This is a genomic window from Pseudomonas frederiksbergensis, assembly GCF_000802155.2.
Taxonomy (GTDB): Bacteria; Pseudomonadota; Gammaproteobacteria; order Pseudomonadales; family Pseudomonadaceae; genus Aquipseudomonas; species Aquipseudomonas frederiksbergensis_A.
Window position 1 is genome coordinate 1 of sequence record NZ_JQGJ02000009.1, and the last position, 16,072, is coordinate 16,072.

Annotated in this window: 10 protein-coding genes and 1 rRNA gene; 9 read left to right on the forward strand and 2 right to left on the reverse strand. The window is 60.3% G+C overall.

The annotated features are described in order from the left end of the window. Window positions 1-30: 30 nt before the first annotated feature. The 7 genes from rrf (at window position 31) to JZ00_RS17435 (ending at window position 12,019) form a co-directional block, all read left to right on the forward strand. Window positions 31-146: ribosomal RNA gene (gene rrf / locus JZ00_RS17405) — 5S ribosomal RNA — on the forward strand. A 154-nt stretch (window positions 147-300) separates the two neighbouring features. Further along, window positions 301-3,753 (forward strand): exodeoxyribonuclease V subunit gamma, encoded by a 3,453-nt coding sequence (gene recC, locus JZ00_RS17410; RefSeq protein ID WP_039592391.1) that lies wholly within the window; start codon window positions 301-303, stop codon window positions 3,751-3,753. After that, a complete protein-coding gene (recB, locus tag JZ00_RS17415; RefSeq protein WP_039592390.1) occupies window positions 3,750-7,439 on the forward strand; it encodes an exodeoxyribonuclease V subunit beta in 3,690 nt (1,229 codons plus the stop codon). Before recC ends, recB begins: the two co-directional genes overlap by 4 nt. Continuing rightward, on the forward strand, window positions 7,436-9,523 hold the full coding sequence (gene recD / locus JZ00_RS17420; protein WP_039592389.1) for an exodeoxyribonuclease V subunit alpha: 2,088 nt from the start codon (window positions 7,436-7,438) through the stop codon (window positions 9,521-9,523). Before recB ends, recD begins: the two co-directional genes overlap by 4 nt. 147 nt (window positions 9,524-9,670) lie before the next feature. After that, entirely contained in the window at window positions 9,671-10,246 is a 576-nt protein-coding gene (locus JZ00_RS17425; RefSeq protein ID WP_039592388.1) for a YfiR family protein, read from the forward strand. Beyond that, complete coding sequence (locus tag JZ00_RS17430) at window positions 10,243-11,511, forward strand: diguanylate cyclase domain-containing protein (RefSeq protein ID WP_039592387.1); 1,269 nt, start codon at window positions 10,243-10,245, stop codon at window positions 11,509-11,511. Before JZ00_RS17425 ends, JZ00_RS17430 begins: the two co-directional genes overlap by 4 nt. 4 nt (window positions 11,512-11,515) lie before the next feature. Then, window positions 11,516-12,019 (forward strand): OmpA family protein, encoded by a 504-nt coding sequence (locus JZ00_RS17435; RefSeq protein ID WP_039592386.1) that lies wholly within the window; start codon window positions 11,516-11,518, stop codon window positions 12,017-12,019. On the opposite strand, the gene JZ00_RS17440 is transcribed toward JZ00_RS17435, so the two are convergent. Continuing rightward, window positions 12,016-12,963, reverse strand: coding sequence for a LysR family transcriptional regulator (locus tag JZ00_RS17440; RefSeq protein ID WP_039592385.1), 948 nt, complete (start codon window positions 12,961-12,963; stop codon window positions 12,016-12,018). The two genes, JZ00_RS17435 and JZ00_RS17440, sit on opposite strands and share 4 nt — an antisense overlap. Window positions 12,964-13,103: 140 nt before the next feature. Here JZ00_RS17440 and JZ00_RS17445 point away from each other — a divergent pair, with 140 nt between their 5' ends. Then, window positions 13,104-14,630, forward strand: a complete 1,527-nt coding sequence (locus JZ00_RS17445; RefSeq protein ID WP_039592384.1) for a CoA-acylating methylmalonate-semialdehyde dehydrogenase — start codon at window positions 13,104-13,106, stop codon at window positions 14,628-14,630. 10 nt (window positions 14,631-14,640) lie between these two features. Next, on the forward strand, window positions 14,641-15,528 hold the full coding sequence (gene mmsB / locus JZ00_RS17450) for a 3-hydroxyisobutyrate dehydrogenase (RefSeq protein WP_039592383.1): 888 nt from the start codon (window positions 14,641-14,643) through the stop codon (window positions 15,526-15,528). Between the two features lie 118 nt (window positions 15,529-15,646). Here mmsB and JZ00_RS17455 read toward each other — a convergent pair whose 3' ends face one another. Next, the gene (locus JZ00_RS17455; protein WP_039592382.1) at window positions 15,647-15,991 is read right to left on the reverse strand and encodes a cupin domain-containing protein; all 345 of its coding nucleotides are present in this window, start codon (window positions 15,989-15,991) and stop codon (window positions 15,647-15,649) included. Window positions 15,992-16,072: the final 81 nt, after the last annotated feature.

Here is a 16,072-nt window from a genome sequence, read left to right on the forward strand (position 1 = left end):
CCATCAGGCCGCGACTCAGTACCCGAATTTCTTGACGACCATAGAGCATTGGAACCACCTGATCCCATCCCGAACTCAGAAGTGAAACGATGCATCGCCGATGGTAGTGTGGGGTTTCCCCATGTGAGAGTAGGTCATCGTCAAGATTCAATTCCGAAACCCCTATCTGCTGATGCAGGTAGGGGTTTTGTTTTGCCTGCAGGAAAGTTCTTACGACACGCTCGGACAGCTCCTGGCTGTCACAGCCCCCCGACAGTGCTAAGGTTCCGCCCTAGCTTTTGCATTTTCAAGGATGCCTTTATGCCGGACGCGACGTCCCTTAGCCCTGCTTTCATGGTGGTTCACGGGAATCGCCTTGATGAGCTGCGCAGCCTGGTTATCAGTCTGATGCGACGTTATCCGCTAAGCCCTCTTGAGAATGAGATCGCCCTCGTTCAAAGCAACGGCATCGCCCAGTGGCTGAAGTTGGCATTGGCTGAGGATCCTGAAGACGACGACAGTGGCGGCTGCGGTATCGCGGCCGCCATCGAGGTGCAGTTGCCTGGCAGTTTCATGTGGCAGCTCTATCGAATGGTACTCGGGCGTGATGAGATCCCGGCCAAGTCCCTGCTGGATAAGGCCCCCCTCACCTGGAGGCTGATGCGTCTGCTGCCTCAGCTGATTGAGCAACCTCATTTCGAACCCCTGCGACGTTTCCTCACTCACGACGCTGATCTACGCAAGCGATACCAATTGTCTGAGCGTCTGGCTGATCTTTTCGACCAGTACCAGGTGTACCGAGCTGATTGGCTCGAAGATTGGGCGCAGGGACACCACCAGACAAGGAGCGTGCGTGGCGAAACAAAGCCGCTGGCGGCGGCGAATTGTTGGCAAGCGGAGCTGTGGCGAGCCTTGCTTCTGGACGTGGGAGAGGCAGGAATGGCTCAAAGTCGTGCAGGCGTTCATCAGCGCTACCTCGAGCGCATCAATAACCTTGAGGTCGCTCCAAAAGGCCTACCGGCGCGCGTAATCGTCTTTGGTATTTCTTCACTGCCAGCCCAAGCCCTTGAGGCCCTGGCCGGGCTTTCACGGTTCAGCCAGGTTTTGCTGTGCGTCCATAATCCCTGTCGTTACCATTGGGCGGACATCGTCGCTGACAAGGACCTGCTTCGTCATCAGTACAAACGACAGGCCCGCAAAAGCAGCATGCCAAACGTCCTTGATTCGCAAGCCTTGCATCAACATGCTCATCCGCTATTGGCCGCTTGGGGAAAGCAAGGGCGCGACTACATCAACCTTCTCGACAGCTACGATGATCCAACCACCTATCGCTCGGTATTTCGCGAGGGACGGATCGACCTGTTCAGCGAAGGCAATCCCACGACCCTTCTCAGCCAATTGCAGGACGACATCCTGGAGTTACGCCCCCTGGATGAAACCCGGAAACAGTGGCCAGCCGTCGATCCCGAACAAGATCAGTCGATCCGTTTTCATGTTGCACACAGCGCCCAGCGTGAAGTTGAGATCCTGCATGACCAGTTGCTTGCCCACTTCAGCAGGGATCCCAGCCTGCGTCCCCGGGATATCATCGTCATGGTTCCGGATATCGACAGCTATGCGCCGCATATTCGCTCCGTATTCGGCCAGCTCGACAGGGTTGACCCACGTTTCATTCCGTTCACGCTGACGGACCAGGGCCAGCGCGGTCGAGACCCTCTACTGATTGCCGTCGAGCATTTGCTCAAGCTCCCGGACAGTCGCTTTCCGGTCAGCGAGATCCTCGATCTGCTGGATGTGCCCGCATTGCGCGAGCGGTTTGGTATTGATGAGGCTGACTTGCCGACCCTGCACCGCTGGATCGAAGGCGCCGGTATTCGGTGGGGAATGAGTGCCGAACACCGCGCCGGCTTGGGGTTGCCGGCGGAGCTTGAACAGAACAGCTGGCGTTTCGGTCTGCGTCGCATGTTGCTGGGGTATGCAGTGGGCAATTCAGACGCCTACGAAGGTATCGAGCCCTATGACGAGATCGGCGGCCTCGATGCGGCTTTGATCGGTCCGCTGGTCGCTTTGCTGGACGCGCTGGAAGTTGCTCACCAAGAGCTCAGCCAGCCAGCGTCACCCCGGATTTGGGGCGCGCGTTTGCATGATTTGATGCAATTATTCTTCCTGGCAAGCAACGAGCACGACGATTATCTGCTGGCCCAACTTGAAGATCTGCGTGAAACATGGCTGGAAACCTGCGATTCGGTCGGGCTGGATGACGAACTGCCTTTGACGGTGGTCAGGGAAGCCTGGCTGGCAGGGTTGGATCAGGGCAAATTATCCCAGCGCTTCCTCGCCGGAGCGGTCAATTTCTGTACGCTGATGCCGATGCGGGCGATCCCCTTCAAGCTGGTTTGTTTGCTGGGGATGAACGACGGCGATTACCCGCGAGCTCAACCACCGTTGGATTTCGATCTCATGGGTAGCGATTATCGGCCGGGCGATCGCTCCCGGCGCGAGGATGATCGCTATCTACTCTTGGAAGCGCTGCTTTCTGCTCGGGAAATGCTCTACATCAGTTGGGTGGGTCGCAGCATTCGTGACAACAGTGATCGGCCTGCATCTGTCTTGATCGGCCAATTGCGCGATCACCTCGCCAGCGGTTGGCGGCTGGCAAGCGGTGATGAGGATCTACTTGGGGCATTGACCCAAGAGCATCCGTTGCAACCCTTTAGCGCTCGCTATTTTTATCAAGGTGACGGGCTGTTCAGCTATGCCAGTGAATGGCGAACGCTTCACGAGCCCCGTGAGAACGATGCGATGCCTGCAATGTTGGAGCCTTTTGTCCAGGAAGAGCCCTTGGGGATCGGTCAGTTGCAGGATTTTTTGCGCAACCCTGTCCGTCATTTCTTCAGTCAGCGACTCCATGTGTTCTTCGAAGCGTTCGAAGCCCCCCTGACCGATGACGAACCTTTCGTTCTCGATGCTCTGCAGCGCTACAGCCTGAGCGACAGCCTGCTCGAAGCCGCCCTTGTTCGCCTTGATCAACCAGGCCTGGCATTGGCGGCGCACGCCAAAAGATTGCAAAACAGTGGCCTGTTACCTATGGCGGGGTTCGGTGAAAGCCTGCAACGCGAGCTGATCGAGCCGTTGCCTGACCTGCTCCAGCGCTACCAGCAACTCTTGGCTTCATGGCCAACTCCACTGACCAGTGCCGTACCCGTCAGTCTGCGGTTGCACGATGTCAGTGTAGAAGGGTGGCTCAGCGGGTTGCACCAGCGAGCCGATGGCTCGCTTCTCGCCATCACCTCGATCCCAAACAGCATAGGTTCTACCAAGACTCGCAAATGGCATCGGCTGATACGGCCCTGGGTCAATCATCTCGTAGCTTGTGCCAGCGGGCTTTCGATGACTACCGCACTGGTCGCCAGCGATGACAGCTTGCTGCTTGCCCCGTTCGAAGAGGCGGTAGCGCGACAGATGCTGGGCGATTTGCTGCAAGCCTGGCAAACCGGCATGCGCCAGCCTTTGCCTATTGCGGTGAAGACCGCGTTCGCCTGGCTCGCCCAAAGCGACCCGGAAAAAGCCCAGGCGGCGGCTCGCAAAGCCTACGAAGGCGATGGGCTGACATTTGAGGGCGAGCGCCGGGAAAGCCCAGCCCTGGCTCGGCAATACGCCGATTTCAATGCGCTGATGGCTGACGAAACGTTTCCCGACTGGTGTGATGCGCTTTACCGGCCGCTGCTCGACGCGCCTTGGCGCTCATCGGTCAGTGAGGACGCGCATCCATGAGCCGACAAATTCCCCTGGCCCTGGCATTCCCGCTTCGTGGCAGCCAATTGATCGAGGCAAGCGCCGGCACCGGGAAGACCTTTACCATTTCTGCCTTGTATTTGCGTCTGGTGTTAGGGCATGGCGATCCGGAGACCCGATTTGACCGCGAGTTGCTCCCTCCGCAGATTCTGGTGGTGACCTTTACCGATGCCGCCACCAAGGAGCTTCGCGAGCGTATCCGCACGCGCCTTGCGGAAGCAGCGCGTTTTTTCCGTAACGAAATTCCCGCCCCGGACTCGTTGATCGCCTCGCTGCGTGATGAGTTTGGCCAGGAGCAGTGGGCAGCCTGCGCGAACCGGCTCGATATAGCCGCGCAATGGATGGACGAAGCGGCCGTTTCGACTATCCATAGCTGGTGCCAGCGAATGCTTCGCGAGCATGCGTTCGACAGCGGCAGCCTGTTTACCCAGACCTTGGAAACCGACCACAGCGAATTGCTCGGGGAAGTGTTGCGGGATTACTGGCGCCTGTTCTGCTACTCGATGCAAGGCGAAGCATTGAACTGGGTGCGAACTCACTGGGGCGGCCCTGCCGCTCTGTTGCCCCGGGTAAGGGGTTTGTTTTCCAGCTCTCGAGGTGAGGCGCAGGGGATTGAGCCGGCCGAGCTGATTGCCGCATCCCTGCAGGAACGCAGCGCCGCATTGCTCGACCTCAAGGCCCCTTGGCGACAATGGGCCGTGGAGTTGCTGGAGATCTGCCAGCAAGGCGTTGCCAATAAAAGCGTTGACGGACGCAAGATGCAGGCTCGCTATTTCGAGCCCTGGTTCCAGAAAATCACTGCTTGGGTGGAGGACGAAAGTCTCGAACTGTTGGACATTGGCACCGGCTTTACACGACTGACGCCCGAGGGCATGGCCGAGGCATGGAAAGGCGAGGTGCCCAGCCATCCAGGGCTGGATGCGATGTCAGGGCTCAAGGCCAGCCTGGACGCCTTGCCCACCCCGGACGCCGCAGTATTGCAACATGCCGCGCAATGGGTCGGGACTCGCTTCGAAGCGGAGAAGCGTCGCCGGGCGGAAATGGGCTTTGACGACATGCTGCTGCGCCTGGACGCGGCTTTGCAGGCCGAAGGCGGGGAGCGGCTGGCGAGCCTGATTCGCGAGCAATTTCCGGTGGCGTTGATCGATGAATTCCAGGATACCGATCCGGTCCAGTACCGGATCTTCGAAAGCATCTATCGTATTGAAGAAAACAACGCGGATACCGGGCTGTTCCTGATCGGTGATCCGAAGCAGGCCATCTATGCGTTTCGCGGCGCGGACATCTATACCTATCTGCGCGCCAGGGAAGCCACCGCTGGCCGACTGCATACGCTGGGGACAAACTTCCGCTCCAGCCATGCCATGGTCGGCGCGGTGAATCAGGTTTTCCAGCATGCCGAGGCGCGTCAGCAAGGGCGGGGAGCGTTCCTGTTCCGCGAGGCATCAGGTGAGAATCCTGTGCCGTTCCTGCCTGTGGAGTCCCAAGGTCGCAAGGAGTCATTGCAGGTCGCGGGGCAGGCCTTGGCTGCCCTGAATATCTGGCACTTGGCTTGCGACCAACCCATCTCCGGTGCGGTGTATCGGCAGCAGATGGCGGGAGCCTGCGCCAGTGAAATCACAGCGCTGCTTAACGGCGGCCAATCGGGGCGCGATGGTTTTTTCCAGGATGGAAAACTGCTTCGTGGAATTCTGCCTGCCGACATTGCCATTCTCGTACGCGATGGCAAGGAGGCGCAGGCCGTGCGAGGCGAGTTGTCTGCGCGAGGCGTGCGCAGCGTCTATCTGTCCGACAAGGACTCGGTGTTTGCCTCCCAGGAAGCACGGGACTTGCTGACTTGGCTCAAGGCGTGCGCGGAGCCGGATGTCGAGCGACTGCTGCGGACAGCCCTGGCAAGCGTTACGTTGAATCTGCCGCTTACAGAACTCGAGCGCCTGAACCAGGATGAACTGGCTTGGGAAAGTCGCGTCATGCAGTTCCGTAGCTATCGGATGGTCTGGCGCACGCAAGGCGTGCTGCCCATGCTGAGGCGCTTGTTGCACGATTTCAAATTGCCCCAGGCCTTGATGACCCGTGATGATGGCGAGCGGGTACTGACCAACCTGCTGCACCTTTGTGAGTTGCTGCAGCAGGCCGCTGTCGAGCTGGATGGCGAGCAAGCCATGATTCGTTATCTGTCTGAGCATCTGGCCTTGACCGGGCAGGCGGGAGAAGAGCAGATCCTGCGCCTCGAGAGCGATGAGCAGTTGGTCAAGGTGATAACGATTCATAAATCCAAGGGACTTGAATACCCCTTGGTATTCCTCCCATTCATATGCTCGACGAAACCGGTGGATGGCAGTCGACTGCCGCTGCATTACCACGATGAACGCGGCCAGGCGCAGGTTAGCCTCCTGGCTACGCCGGAGCTGGTTGCCAAGGCCGATGACGAGCGCCTGGCCGAAGATCTGCGTCTTCTGTATGTGGCGCTCACCCGGGCCCAGCACGCCTGCTGGCTGGGAGTTGCCGACCTCAAGCGTGGCAGTAACAACCGCTCGATCCTGCATTTGTCTGCCCTGGGCTATCTGTTGGGTGGTGGTGCGGCGTTGAACGACTCGGTGGAACTGAGGCGCTGGTTGGAAGACCTGCAGCAAGGCAGCCAGGCGGTGAGCTGCCAGGATATGCCGCAGGCCAACGACGAGCGCTATCGACCCGCACGCAACGACGCGGTACTTCTGCAACCCTTGCTTGTGCTGCGCAAAGCCAGCGAGAACTGGTGGATTGCGTCCTATAGCGCCTTGCGTTTTGGCGAAAGCCTCAACGCCGGCGGCGACACCTCGCCGGAAGATCCTCAGGCCCAGAAGTTATTCGATGATGAGCGACTCGATCCGGACGCTCCACGGGAAACCGTGGCTGCCGGCGGTGACATCCACCGCTTTCCCCGCGGCCCTCACCCAGGCACCTTCCTGCACGGCCTCCTGGAGTGGGCCGCCGGCGAAGGGTTTCCGATAGAGCCAGCCATCATTGAGGATGCCATCGCCCGGCGCTGCAACCGTCGGGGCTGGAACGGCTGGATCAATACGCTGGGCGACTGGTTGCTGCACCTGACCCAGATGCCTCTGCAGATTGGCGATGGCCAGGCACCAGTGGTGCTAGGACACTTGACCCGGTTCCAAGTGGAAATGGAATTCTGGTTCGCCAGTCACAAGGTCGATGTGCTCAAGCTTGATGATCTGGTTTGCCGCTTCACCCACGACGGTGCGCCTCGTGTCGCTGCCGAACCCGTATTGCTCAATGGTATGTTCAAAGGGTTTATCGACCTGGCCTTCGAGCACGACGGCCGGTATTACGTGGCCGACTACAAATCCAATTGGCTGGGAATGGACGACGCGGCCTATACCAGGCAGGCCATGGAGCAATCGATCCTGGACAACCGCTATGACCTGCAATACGTGCTGTACCTGTTGGCCTTGCATCGCCAGCTCAAGGCGCGTTTGCCCGATTATGACTACGACCGGCATGTCGGCGGCGCGTTGTATATATTCCTTCGCGGCACGCGCGCAGCCAGCCAGGGTGTCTATTTCACCAAGCCTCCACGCGCCTTGATAGAACAACTGGATCGCCTGTTCCAAGGAATGCCGGAGCCCAAGGCGGAACCTGCTTGGGTGCAGGGGGAATTGTTATGAGTCGTTCTTTTGCCGATCTGCTTCCCAAGCCATCCGACGACGAGAGCCTGCGGGGCCTGGCGCCCTTGAGCGAAGTGAATGACCTCTTGCTGCTGTTGACCCGCTGGGTGGAGCGCGGTTGGTTGCGGGCCCTGGACAAGGCGTTCGTATTGTTCCTCCATGAGTTGTGCCCGGATGACGACCCGCTGGTATTGCTTGCTGCCGCACTCACCAGCCATCAGTTGGGCCATGGGCACGTCTGTCTGGATTTGTACGAAACGCTCAAGGAACCGGATTTCGCATTGTCGTTGCCGCCGGAGGGCGACCTGCAGGCCGGCATGATGTTGCTGCCATCGCAGATATTGCAGACGCTGGACGGTGCCGGCTGGTGCAAGGTCCTGGCTTGCAGCCCGCTGGTGGCCCTGGCCGGTGACGAACGTGAGCAGATGCGGCAACGGCCGTTGGTACTCGCTGGTAAACGTCTCTATCTGCGTCGTTACTGGGGTTACGAGCGGCGAATCGATAGCGCGTTGCGTCAACGACTGGCCGATCACGGCTCGGTGCCCGATGACCTTGGAGCGCGCCTGGCCGGATTGTTCGGGCCGGCCCGCGGGACAGGTCCGATCGACTGGCAGAAACTGGCCTGCGCGCTGGCGACTCGGAGCGCGTTCAGTATCGTCACGGGCGGCCCGGGCACGGGCAAGACCACCACGGTCGTGCGTCTGCTCGCCTTGCTGCAGGCACCCGCGGTCGAAGCAGGGAAACCGCTGCGCATTCGCCTGGCCGCGCCCACCGGCAAGGCGGCGGCGCGCCTGACCGAGTCCATCAGCCAACAGGTTCGCACGCTGGACGTCACCGATGCCGTGCGTGAACGCATTCCCTGCGAAGTCACCACGGTCCACCGCCTGCTGGGCAGTCGTCCCGGTACTCGCCATTTTCGTCATCACGCAGGCAACCGACTGCCGCTGGATGTGCTGGTCGTCGATGAAGCATCGATGATCGATCTAGAGATGATGGCAAATCTGTTGGATGCGCTGCCGCCTCACGCGCGCTTGGTATTGCTGGGGGACAAGGACCAGTTGGCTTCGGTAGAAGCCGGCGCGGTACTCGGCGATTTGTGCCGGGATGCCGAAGAGGGCTGGTATAGCCCGCAGACCCTGGCCTGGCTGGAATCCGTCAGTGGCGAGGACCTGATGGCCAGCGATCTGAAGCAGGATCTGGACGGCACCCATCCCTTGGCCCAGCAAGTGGTCATGCTCAGGCATTCCCGGCGTTTCGGCGAGGGCAGCGGTATTGGCCAGTTGGCTCGCAGGGTCAATGGGCAACAGCCGGAGCAGGCCCGAGAATTGTTGCGGGAGGGCCAATATTCCGACTTGTCCGCGTTGGCGTTGAAAGGTGAACACGATGCTGCGTTGGAACGTTTGCTGCTGGACGGCCAGGCATCGGGACCGCAAGGATACCGGCATTACCTGAGTGTCTTGCGGCAACGACGCCCGGCGGCTTCCCGTCCGCTGGAAGAAGACTGCTGGGCTGATTGGGCTCGGGAGGTCTTGTCGGCGTTCGACGAGTTCCAGCTGCTCTGCGCGGTACGCAAAGGCCCATGGGGTGTCGAAGGATTGAACCAGCGGATCACTGCGGCGCTGCTCAAGGCGCGTCTGATCGACAATGACCAGCTCTGGTATGAAGGGCGTCCGGTATTGATGACGCGCAACGATTACGGACTGGGGTTGATGAATGGCGATATCGGTATTGCCCTCAAGTTGCCTGAGCGTGACGGACCTGATGCAGGAAAACAGGTGCTGCGTGTCGCCTTCCCTCGTAACGACGGCCGAGGTGGCGTGCGTTTTGTGCTCCCCAGTCGATTGAATGATGTGGAAACCGTGTTCGCCATGACCGTGCACAAATCCCAAGGCTCGGAATTTACCCACACGGCATTGATTCTTCCGGACGCACTGAACCCGGTCCTGACCAAGGAGCTGGTGTACACCGCCATCACCCGGGCCAAGCAATGGTTCAGCCTGATCGAGCCTCGCGCCGGAATATTCGAAGAGGCAGTGCGACGTAAGGTCAAGCGCTTGAGCGGGCTGATGTTGGAGTGGGAATAAGGTGATGGAATGACTGGTTTTCAGCGCTTCGGTGTGTCGGTCGCGCTAATGCCTGTTTTTTGTCGGAAATCTCCGTAGGACACTGTCTCGCTGGCTTTTTGACACTGTGCTATCGTTCTGGCTCTTATCTACAGCAAGAGATCATCCATGACGGCGGTGGAGCGGGAGAAGGTGGGCAGCAAGGATCGCAGGCATTATTTGCTTGCCGTTCTTTTGTGGCTGCTGTCGCCTGTGGTCCTTGCCCAGGACCCGCCGACCGCTACCCGAGCCGACCAGCGAGCCGAGGCGGTTACGCAAGTCGTATTGGGCATACTCAGCTACGCCCGTTGGCCGGTTGAGCCAACGCAATTGCAACTGTGCATCGTCGGCCCGACCCAATACACCGATAACCTGGTCAAAGGCACCACCCAGGCCACCGGCCGACCCGTGACCGTGCAGCGCGTGCTGGCTGATTATCCGAGCATCGCCACTGACTGCAACGCTGTCTACATCGGCAACCTGAGCAGTGAGGAACGCGCTCGTCTGTTTGCCTCGCTGATCGGCAAACCGGTGTTGAGCATCAGCGAGGGCGGTGACCAGTGCACCGTCGGCAGCCTGTTCTGCCTGCGGGTCAGTGACGAGCAAGTGTCGTTCGATGTCAATCTCGATTCGGTGGCCCGCAGCGGCGTGCGTATCCATCCGAGTGTCCTTCAATTATCGCGCCGCAGGCCTGCCGCCCCATGAGTTCGTCGAAACCACGAATTCGTCCCACGCTGGGGTCGGTCATCGGTCGCGGTCATCTGATCGTCGCGCTGGTGGCGATCACCATGGCCAGTGTCTCCCTGACCTTGCTGGGCGTGCTTGCCTTGCGTGTCTACGCCGATCACAACCTGCACCTCATCGCCCGTTCGATCAACTACACAGTGGAAGCCGCCGTGGTGTTCGATGATGCAGCCGCGGCCACGGAAGCGCTGGCCTTGATTGCCACGACCGAAGAAGTCGCCGATGCGCAGGTGTTCAATGAACACGGCCGCTTGTTGGCGCATTGGCAGCGGCCGGAAACAGGACTCCTGTCGGAGTTGGAAATGCACATCGCCAAGGCGTTTTTGGAAAAGCCCATCAGCCTCCCCATCGTCCATCAAGGGCGCGATATCGGCAGGATCCTTTTGGCCGGGCATGGCGGCAGCCTGTTGCGTTTCCTGCTCAGCGGCCTGGCGGGGATCATTGTGTGCACCGCAGTCAGTGCCTGGGTCGCGCTGTACCTGGCGCGACGTCAGCTGCGGGCGATCACCGGACCGTTGCGCAGCTTGGCTGAAGTCGCCCACGCCGCGCGCTGCGAGCGAGCCCTGGATCGACGGGTGCCGCCGGCCGACATCGCGGAGTTGGACAATCTGGGCAACGACTTCAATGGCTTGCTCGCTGAGCTGGAGTCCTGGCAGACCCACCTGCAAAGCGAAAACGAAACCTTGGCTCACCAGGCCAGCCACGACAGCCTGACCGGATTGCCTAACCGGGCATTTTTCGAAGGCCGATTGATCCGCGCCTTGCGCAACGCCAGCAAGCTCGACGAGCAAGTGGCCGTCCTGTATCTGGACAGTGATCGCTTCAAAGGCATCAATGACAATTTCGGCCACGCGGCCGGCGATGCGGTGCTGACGGCCGTTGCGACGCGGGTCAGGGCGCAGTTGCGAGAGGATGACCTTGTGGCACGCCTGGGCGGCGACGAATTCGCCGTGCTGCTGACGCCGTTGCATAAAATCGAGGATGCGCAGCGTATCGCTGAAAAGATCATCGCCAGCATGGAAATGCCGATCCAACTGCCGGGTAATGCCTCGGTCCTGACTTCCCTCAGTATCGGTATCGCCGTTTATCCCGAGCACGGCGCAACACCGGGTGCGCTGCTCAGTGCCGCCGATGCGGCGATGTACCAGGCCAAACGCCTCGCCCGAGGCGGCCAACACACGGCGGGGGCGGAGCACCCGGTCGCGGATCTTCAAACCAGGAGCTGAATGCATGCTTTCGAATGCTCGTTTTTCCCTGCTGCGGTTCGCAGCATTTTTATTGGTCGCCGTTTTTGCCCTGGCAGGTTGCCAGACCACTCTCCAGAAAGGCCTTACCCCAGCGCAAATCGCCGTGCTCAAGGAGCAGGGCTTCAAGTTGACGGACGAGGGCTGGGCCTTTGGTCTTTCCGGCAAAGTGCTGTTTGGCAGCGATGTGGAAAGCCTCAATCCAGCCAGCACCGAAATTGTCGAGCGGATCGGCAAGGCCTTGCTGGGCGCGGGTATCGAACGAGTGCGAGTCGACGGTCACACCGACGCATCAGGCTCCCAAGCCTATAACGAACAACTGTCGATACGTCGGGCCAACAGCGTCGGCAAAGTATTGATTGGCGTGGGCATGCGTGAAGAAAACGTCCAACTACGTGGTCTTGGCAGCAGCCAACCCGTCGCGTCCAACGACACCGCCAGCGGCCGCACCGAAAACCGCCGCGTTGCCATCGTGGTTATCGCCGACTAATCGGCAAACACCATCTCCCGGCTGTTGCCGATCAGCAATGGCCGGTTCTGCTCAGTCACATCCCTGATGTAATCCCACAGCAATGTAATCCGCTTGAGCTTCCTCAAGTCCTCCCGGCAGTACATCCAGAATTGGCGAGTGACCGTGATTTCCGCTGGCAGCACCGGCAGCAAGCGTGGGTCTTGGGCCGCCAGGAAGCAGGGCAGGATAGCCAGTGACCGACCTTGCTGGGCCGCGACAAACTGCGCGATCACGCTGGTGCTGCGCAGAAGAGCGTGCGCGCCAGGCAGGACGTTGGCGAGGTACAACAGCTCGGAACTGAACGCCAAATCGTCGACATAGCTGATGAACGAATGCTTGGCCAAATCCGCCGGGCGGTGGATGGGCGGGTGATTGTCCAGGTATTGCTGGGTTGCGTAGAGCTGCAGCCGATAGTCGCACAGCTTGCAGCATACGTATGGGCCATGTTCAGGGCGTTCGAGGGCGATGACGATGTCTGCTTCGCGCTTGGAAAGGCTGATGAAGTGCGGCAGCGGCAGGATGTCCACGGAAATGGCTGGGTAGGCATCGACGAAGTGGCTCAATTGCGGCGTGATGAAAAAACTGCCGAAGCCTTCCGTGCATCCCATGCGCACATGGCCCGACAGCGCAACGCCGGAGCCTGAGACCTGTTCGCAAGCCATGTGCAGCGTGCTTTCGATCGATTCGGCGTAGCCTAGCAATCGCTGGCCTTCGGAAGTCAGGACAAAACCGTTGGTCCGGGATTTTTCGAACAGCAGCGTGCCCAGCGAAGCTTCCAGCGAGCTGATGCGTCGCGACACCGTCGTGTAGTCGACGGCCAGGCGCTTGGCGGCCGTGCTGGCCTTGCGGGTACGGGCCACTTCGAGAAAAAACTTGAGGTCGTCCCAATTCAGCGACCCTAGGGAGGTGATGTTTTTTTGCATGATGGACCGGTTTTTATGTGCGTTCTTATTAGAAGTTTGCACATCTATACTCCAAAAACCGTCTTATCACCAAGCGTGCGCATGCTCCTTGGTCTTTGCTGAACCAGCGCTCTCTTATAAGAACAATCCCGGAGGCCAGCATGAACGTTTCCCTTACGCCCAGCGACACCGCCCTGCAAACCGTCAGACTGTTGATCGATGGTGAGTGGGTTGAATCCCAATCCAGCGAATGGCACGACATCGTCAACCCGGCCACCCAAGAAGTGCTGGCGAAGGTCCCGTTTGCCACGGCTTCGGAAGTCGATGCCGCCATCTGCGCCGCCCAGCGGGCTTTCCAGACCTGGAAGCTGACGCCCATCGGTGCGCGCATGCGCATCATGCTCAAGCTCCAGGCCTTGATCCGCGAGCATTCCAAGCGCATCGCCGCGGTGCTCAGCGCCGAACAGGGCAAGACCATTGCCGACGCCGAGGGCGATATTTTCCGTGGCCTGGAAGTGGTCGAGCACGCCTGTTCCATCGGCACTCTGCAGATGGGTGAGTTCGCCGAAAACGTCGCTGGTGGCGTTGACACCTACACGCTGCGCCAACCGATCGGGGTATGCGCGGGCATCACGCCGTTCAACTTCCCGGCGATGATTCCGCTGTGGATGTTCCCGATGGCCATCGCCTGCGGCAACACTTTTGTGCTCAAGCCGTCGGAGCAGGATCCGTTGTCGACCATGCTCCTGGTGGAGCTGGCCATCGAGGCCGGGGTGCCGGCAGGTGTGCTCAACGTGGTGCACGGCGGCAAGGACGTGGTGGATGCGCTCTGCACCCACAAGGATATCAAGGCCGTTTCCTTTGTCGGTTCGACCGCGGTCGGCACCCATGTCTATGACCTGGCGGGTCGCCATGGCAAGCGCGTGCAATCGATGATGGGCGCCAAGAACCACGCGGTGGTGTTGCCTGATGCCAATCGTGAGCAAACCCTCAACGCCCTGGTCGGTGCCGGTTTCGGCGCGGCGGGCCAGCGTTGCATGGCCACCTCCGTGGTGGTGATGGTGGGTGCGGCAAAACAGTGGTTGCCAGAGCTCAAGGCCTTGGCACAAAAACTCAAGGTCAACGCTGGCAGCGAGCCGGGCACCGACATCGGTCCGGTGATTTCCAAGCGGGCCAAGGCGCGCATCCTCGAGTTGATCGAGAGCGGCGTGCAGCAAGGCGCGAAGCTGGAACTCGATGGCCGTGGCATCAGCGTGCCGGGGTTCGAGCAAGGCAACTTCGTCGGCCCGACCCTGTTTTCCGGCGTGACCACCGACATGCGCATCTACACCGAAGAAATCTTCGGCCCGGTGCTGGTGGTGCTGGAAGTGGACACGCTGGACCAGGCCATCGCGTTGGTCAACGCCAACCCATTCGGCAACGGCACCGGCCTGTTCACCCAGAGCGGTGCGGCGGCGCGCAAATTCCAGAGCGAAATCGATGTCGGCCAGGTGGGCATCAACATCCCGATCCCGGTGCCGGTGCCGTTCTTCAGCTTTACCGGTTCCCGCGGTTCGAAACTCGGCGACCTTGGCCCCTACGGCAAACAAGTGGTGCAGTTCTACACTCAAACCAAGACCGTGACCGCACGCTGGTTCGATGACGACAGCGTCAATGACGGTGTGAACACCACCATCAATTTGCGTTGAGGATCCGGACATGAACATCGCATTTATCGGCCTGGGCAACATGGGCGCGCCGATGGCGCGCAACCTGCTCAAGGCTGGCCATTCGCTGAATCTGTTCGACCTGAACCAGACGGTGCTGGCCGAACTGGCGGCGCTGGGCGGCACCATCAGTGCCTCGCCGCGCGATGCGGCCCAGGGCGCTGCATTGGTGATTACCATGCTGCCGGCCGCTGCCCATGTGCGCAGTGTCTGGCTGGGTGAGGACGGCGTGCTGGCCGGCATCGCCGCCGGGACTCCGGCGGTGGATTGCAGCACCATCGATCCCCAGACCGCCCGCGACGTGGCGGCTGCCGCGGCGAAACAAGGGGTGGCGATGGCCGATGCGCCGGTCTCGGGCGGCACCGGCGGTGCCGCGGCGGGCACGTTGACCTTCATGGTTGGCGCTACGCAGGAGTTGTTTTCAACGTTGCAACCGGTGCTGGCGCAGATGGGTCGCAACATTGTGCACTGTGGCGAAGTCGGCACCGGGCAGATCGCCAAGATCTGCAACAACCTGCTGCTGGGGATTTCCATGGTGGGTGTCAGCGAAGCCATGGCCCTGGGCGATGCCTTGGGGATCGACACTCAGGTGCTGGCCGGCATTATCAACAGTTCGACGGGCCGTTGCTGGAGTTCGGACACTTACAACCCATGGCCGGGCGTGATCGAAACGGCTCCGGCGTCTCGCGGTTATACCGGCGGCTTCGGCGCGGACCTGATGCTCAAGGACCTCGGCCTGGCCACTGAAGCCGCGCGCCAGGCCCGTCAGCCAGTGATCTTGGGGGCGGTGGCGCAGCAGTTGTATCAGGCGATGAGCCAGCGGGGCGAGGGCGGCCAGGATTTCTCGGCGATTGTGAACAGCTATCGCAAGCCGCAGTAAAACCTGCGGTGTTCTGAAGCCTTTGTGGCGAGGGGGTAAATCCCCTCGCCACAGGGTCATGCATTCCAGAAGTTGTTTTCCGAGAGACCATGTCGGGTGGTCTCTCGGTTTTTTCGTTTCAGGCAAACACGAAATATTTGCGCACGGTCTCGACCACTTCCCAAGTACCTTTCATGCCTGGCTCGACGACGAAGATGTCACCGGCGCGCAGATGGATCGGCTCCATGCCGTCCGGCGTAATCACACAGTAGCCTTCCTGGAAATGGCAGTACTCCCACTTCACATAATCCACACGCCATTTGCCCGGCGTGCAGATCCAGGTGCCCATGATCTTGCTGCCGTCTTCGCTGGTGTACGCGTTGAGGTTGACGGTGTGCGGGTCGCCTTCGAGTTTTTCCCATTTGCAGGCGTCGAGTACGGGCAGCGGATGGGTGTCGCGCAGGACGGTGATGGGTGCGGTCATGTGAGCTCCGAAAGGGGCAGAAAAGAACAGGCACCCTAACGCGCGGCATGGGCGGGTAGATGTCTGTGGTCGACACCGGGC

Coding starts and splice junctions, on each gene's coding strand:
- recC (WP_039592391.1), top strand. CDS start 301: ATGCCGGACGCGACGTCCCTTAGCCCTGCTTTCATGGTGGTTCACGGG.
- recB (WP_039592390.1), top strand. CDS start 3,750: ATGAGCCGACAAATTCCCCTGGCCCTGGCATTCCCGCTTCGTGGCAGC.
- recD (WP_039592389.1), top strand. CDS start 7,436: ATGAGTCGTTCTTTTGCCGATCTGCTTCCCAAGCCATCCGACGACGAG.
- JZ00_RS17425 (WP_039592388.1), top strand. CDS start 9,671: ATGACGGCGGTGGAGCGGGAGAAGGTGGGCAGCAAGGATCGCAGGCAT.
- JZ00_RS17430 (WP_039592387.1), top strand. CDS start 10,243: ATGAGTTCGTCGAAACCACGAATTCGTCCCACGCTGGGGTCGGTCATC.
- JZ00_RS17435 (WP_039592386.1), top strand. CDS start 11,516: ATGCTTTCGAATGCTCGTTTTTCCCTGCTGCGGTTCGCAGCATTTTTA.
- JZ00_RS17440 (WP_039592385.1), bottom strand. CDS start 12,963: ATGCAAAAAAACATCACCTCCCTAGGGTCGCTGAATTGGGACGACCTC.
- JZ00_RS17445 (WP_039592384.1), top strand. CDS start 13,104: ATGAACGTTTCCCTTACGCCCAGCGACACCGCCCTGCAAACCGTCAGA.
- mmsB (WP_039592383.1), top strand. CDS start 14,641: ATGAACATCGCATTTATCGGCCTGGGCAACATGGGCGCGCCGATGGCG.
- JZ00_RS17455 (WP_039592382.1), bottom strand. CDS start 15,991: ATGACCGCACCCATCACCGTCCTGCGCGACACCCATCCGCTGCCCGTA.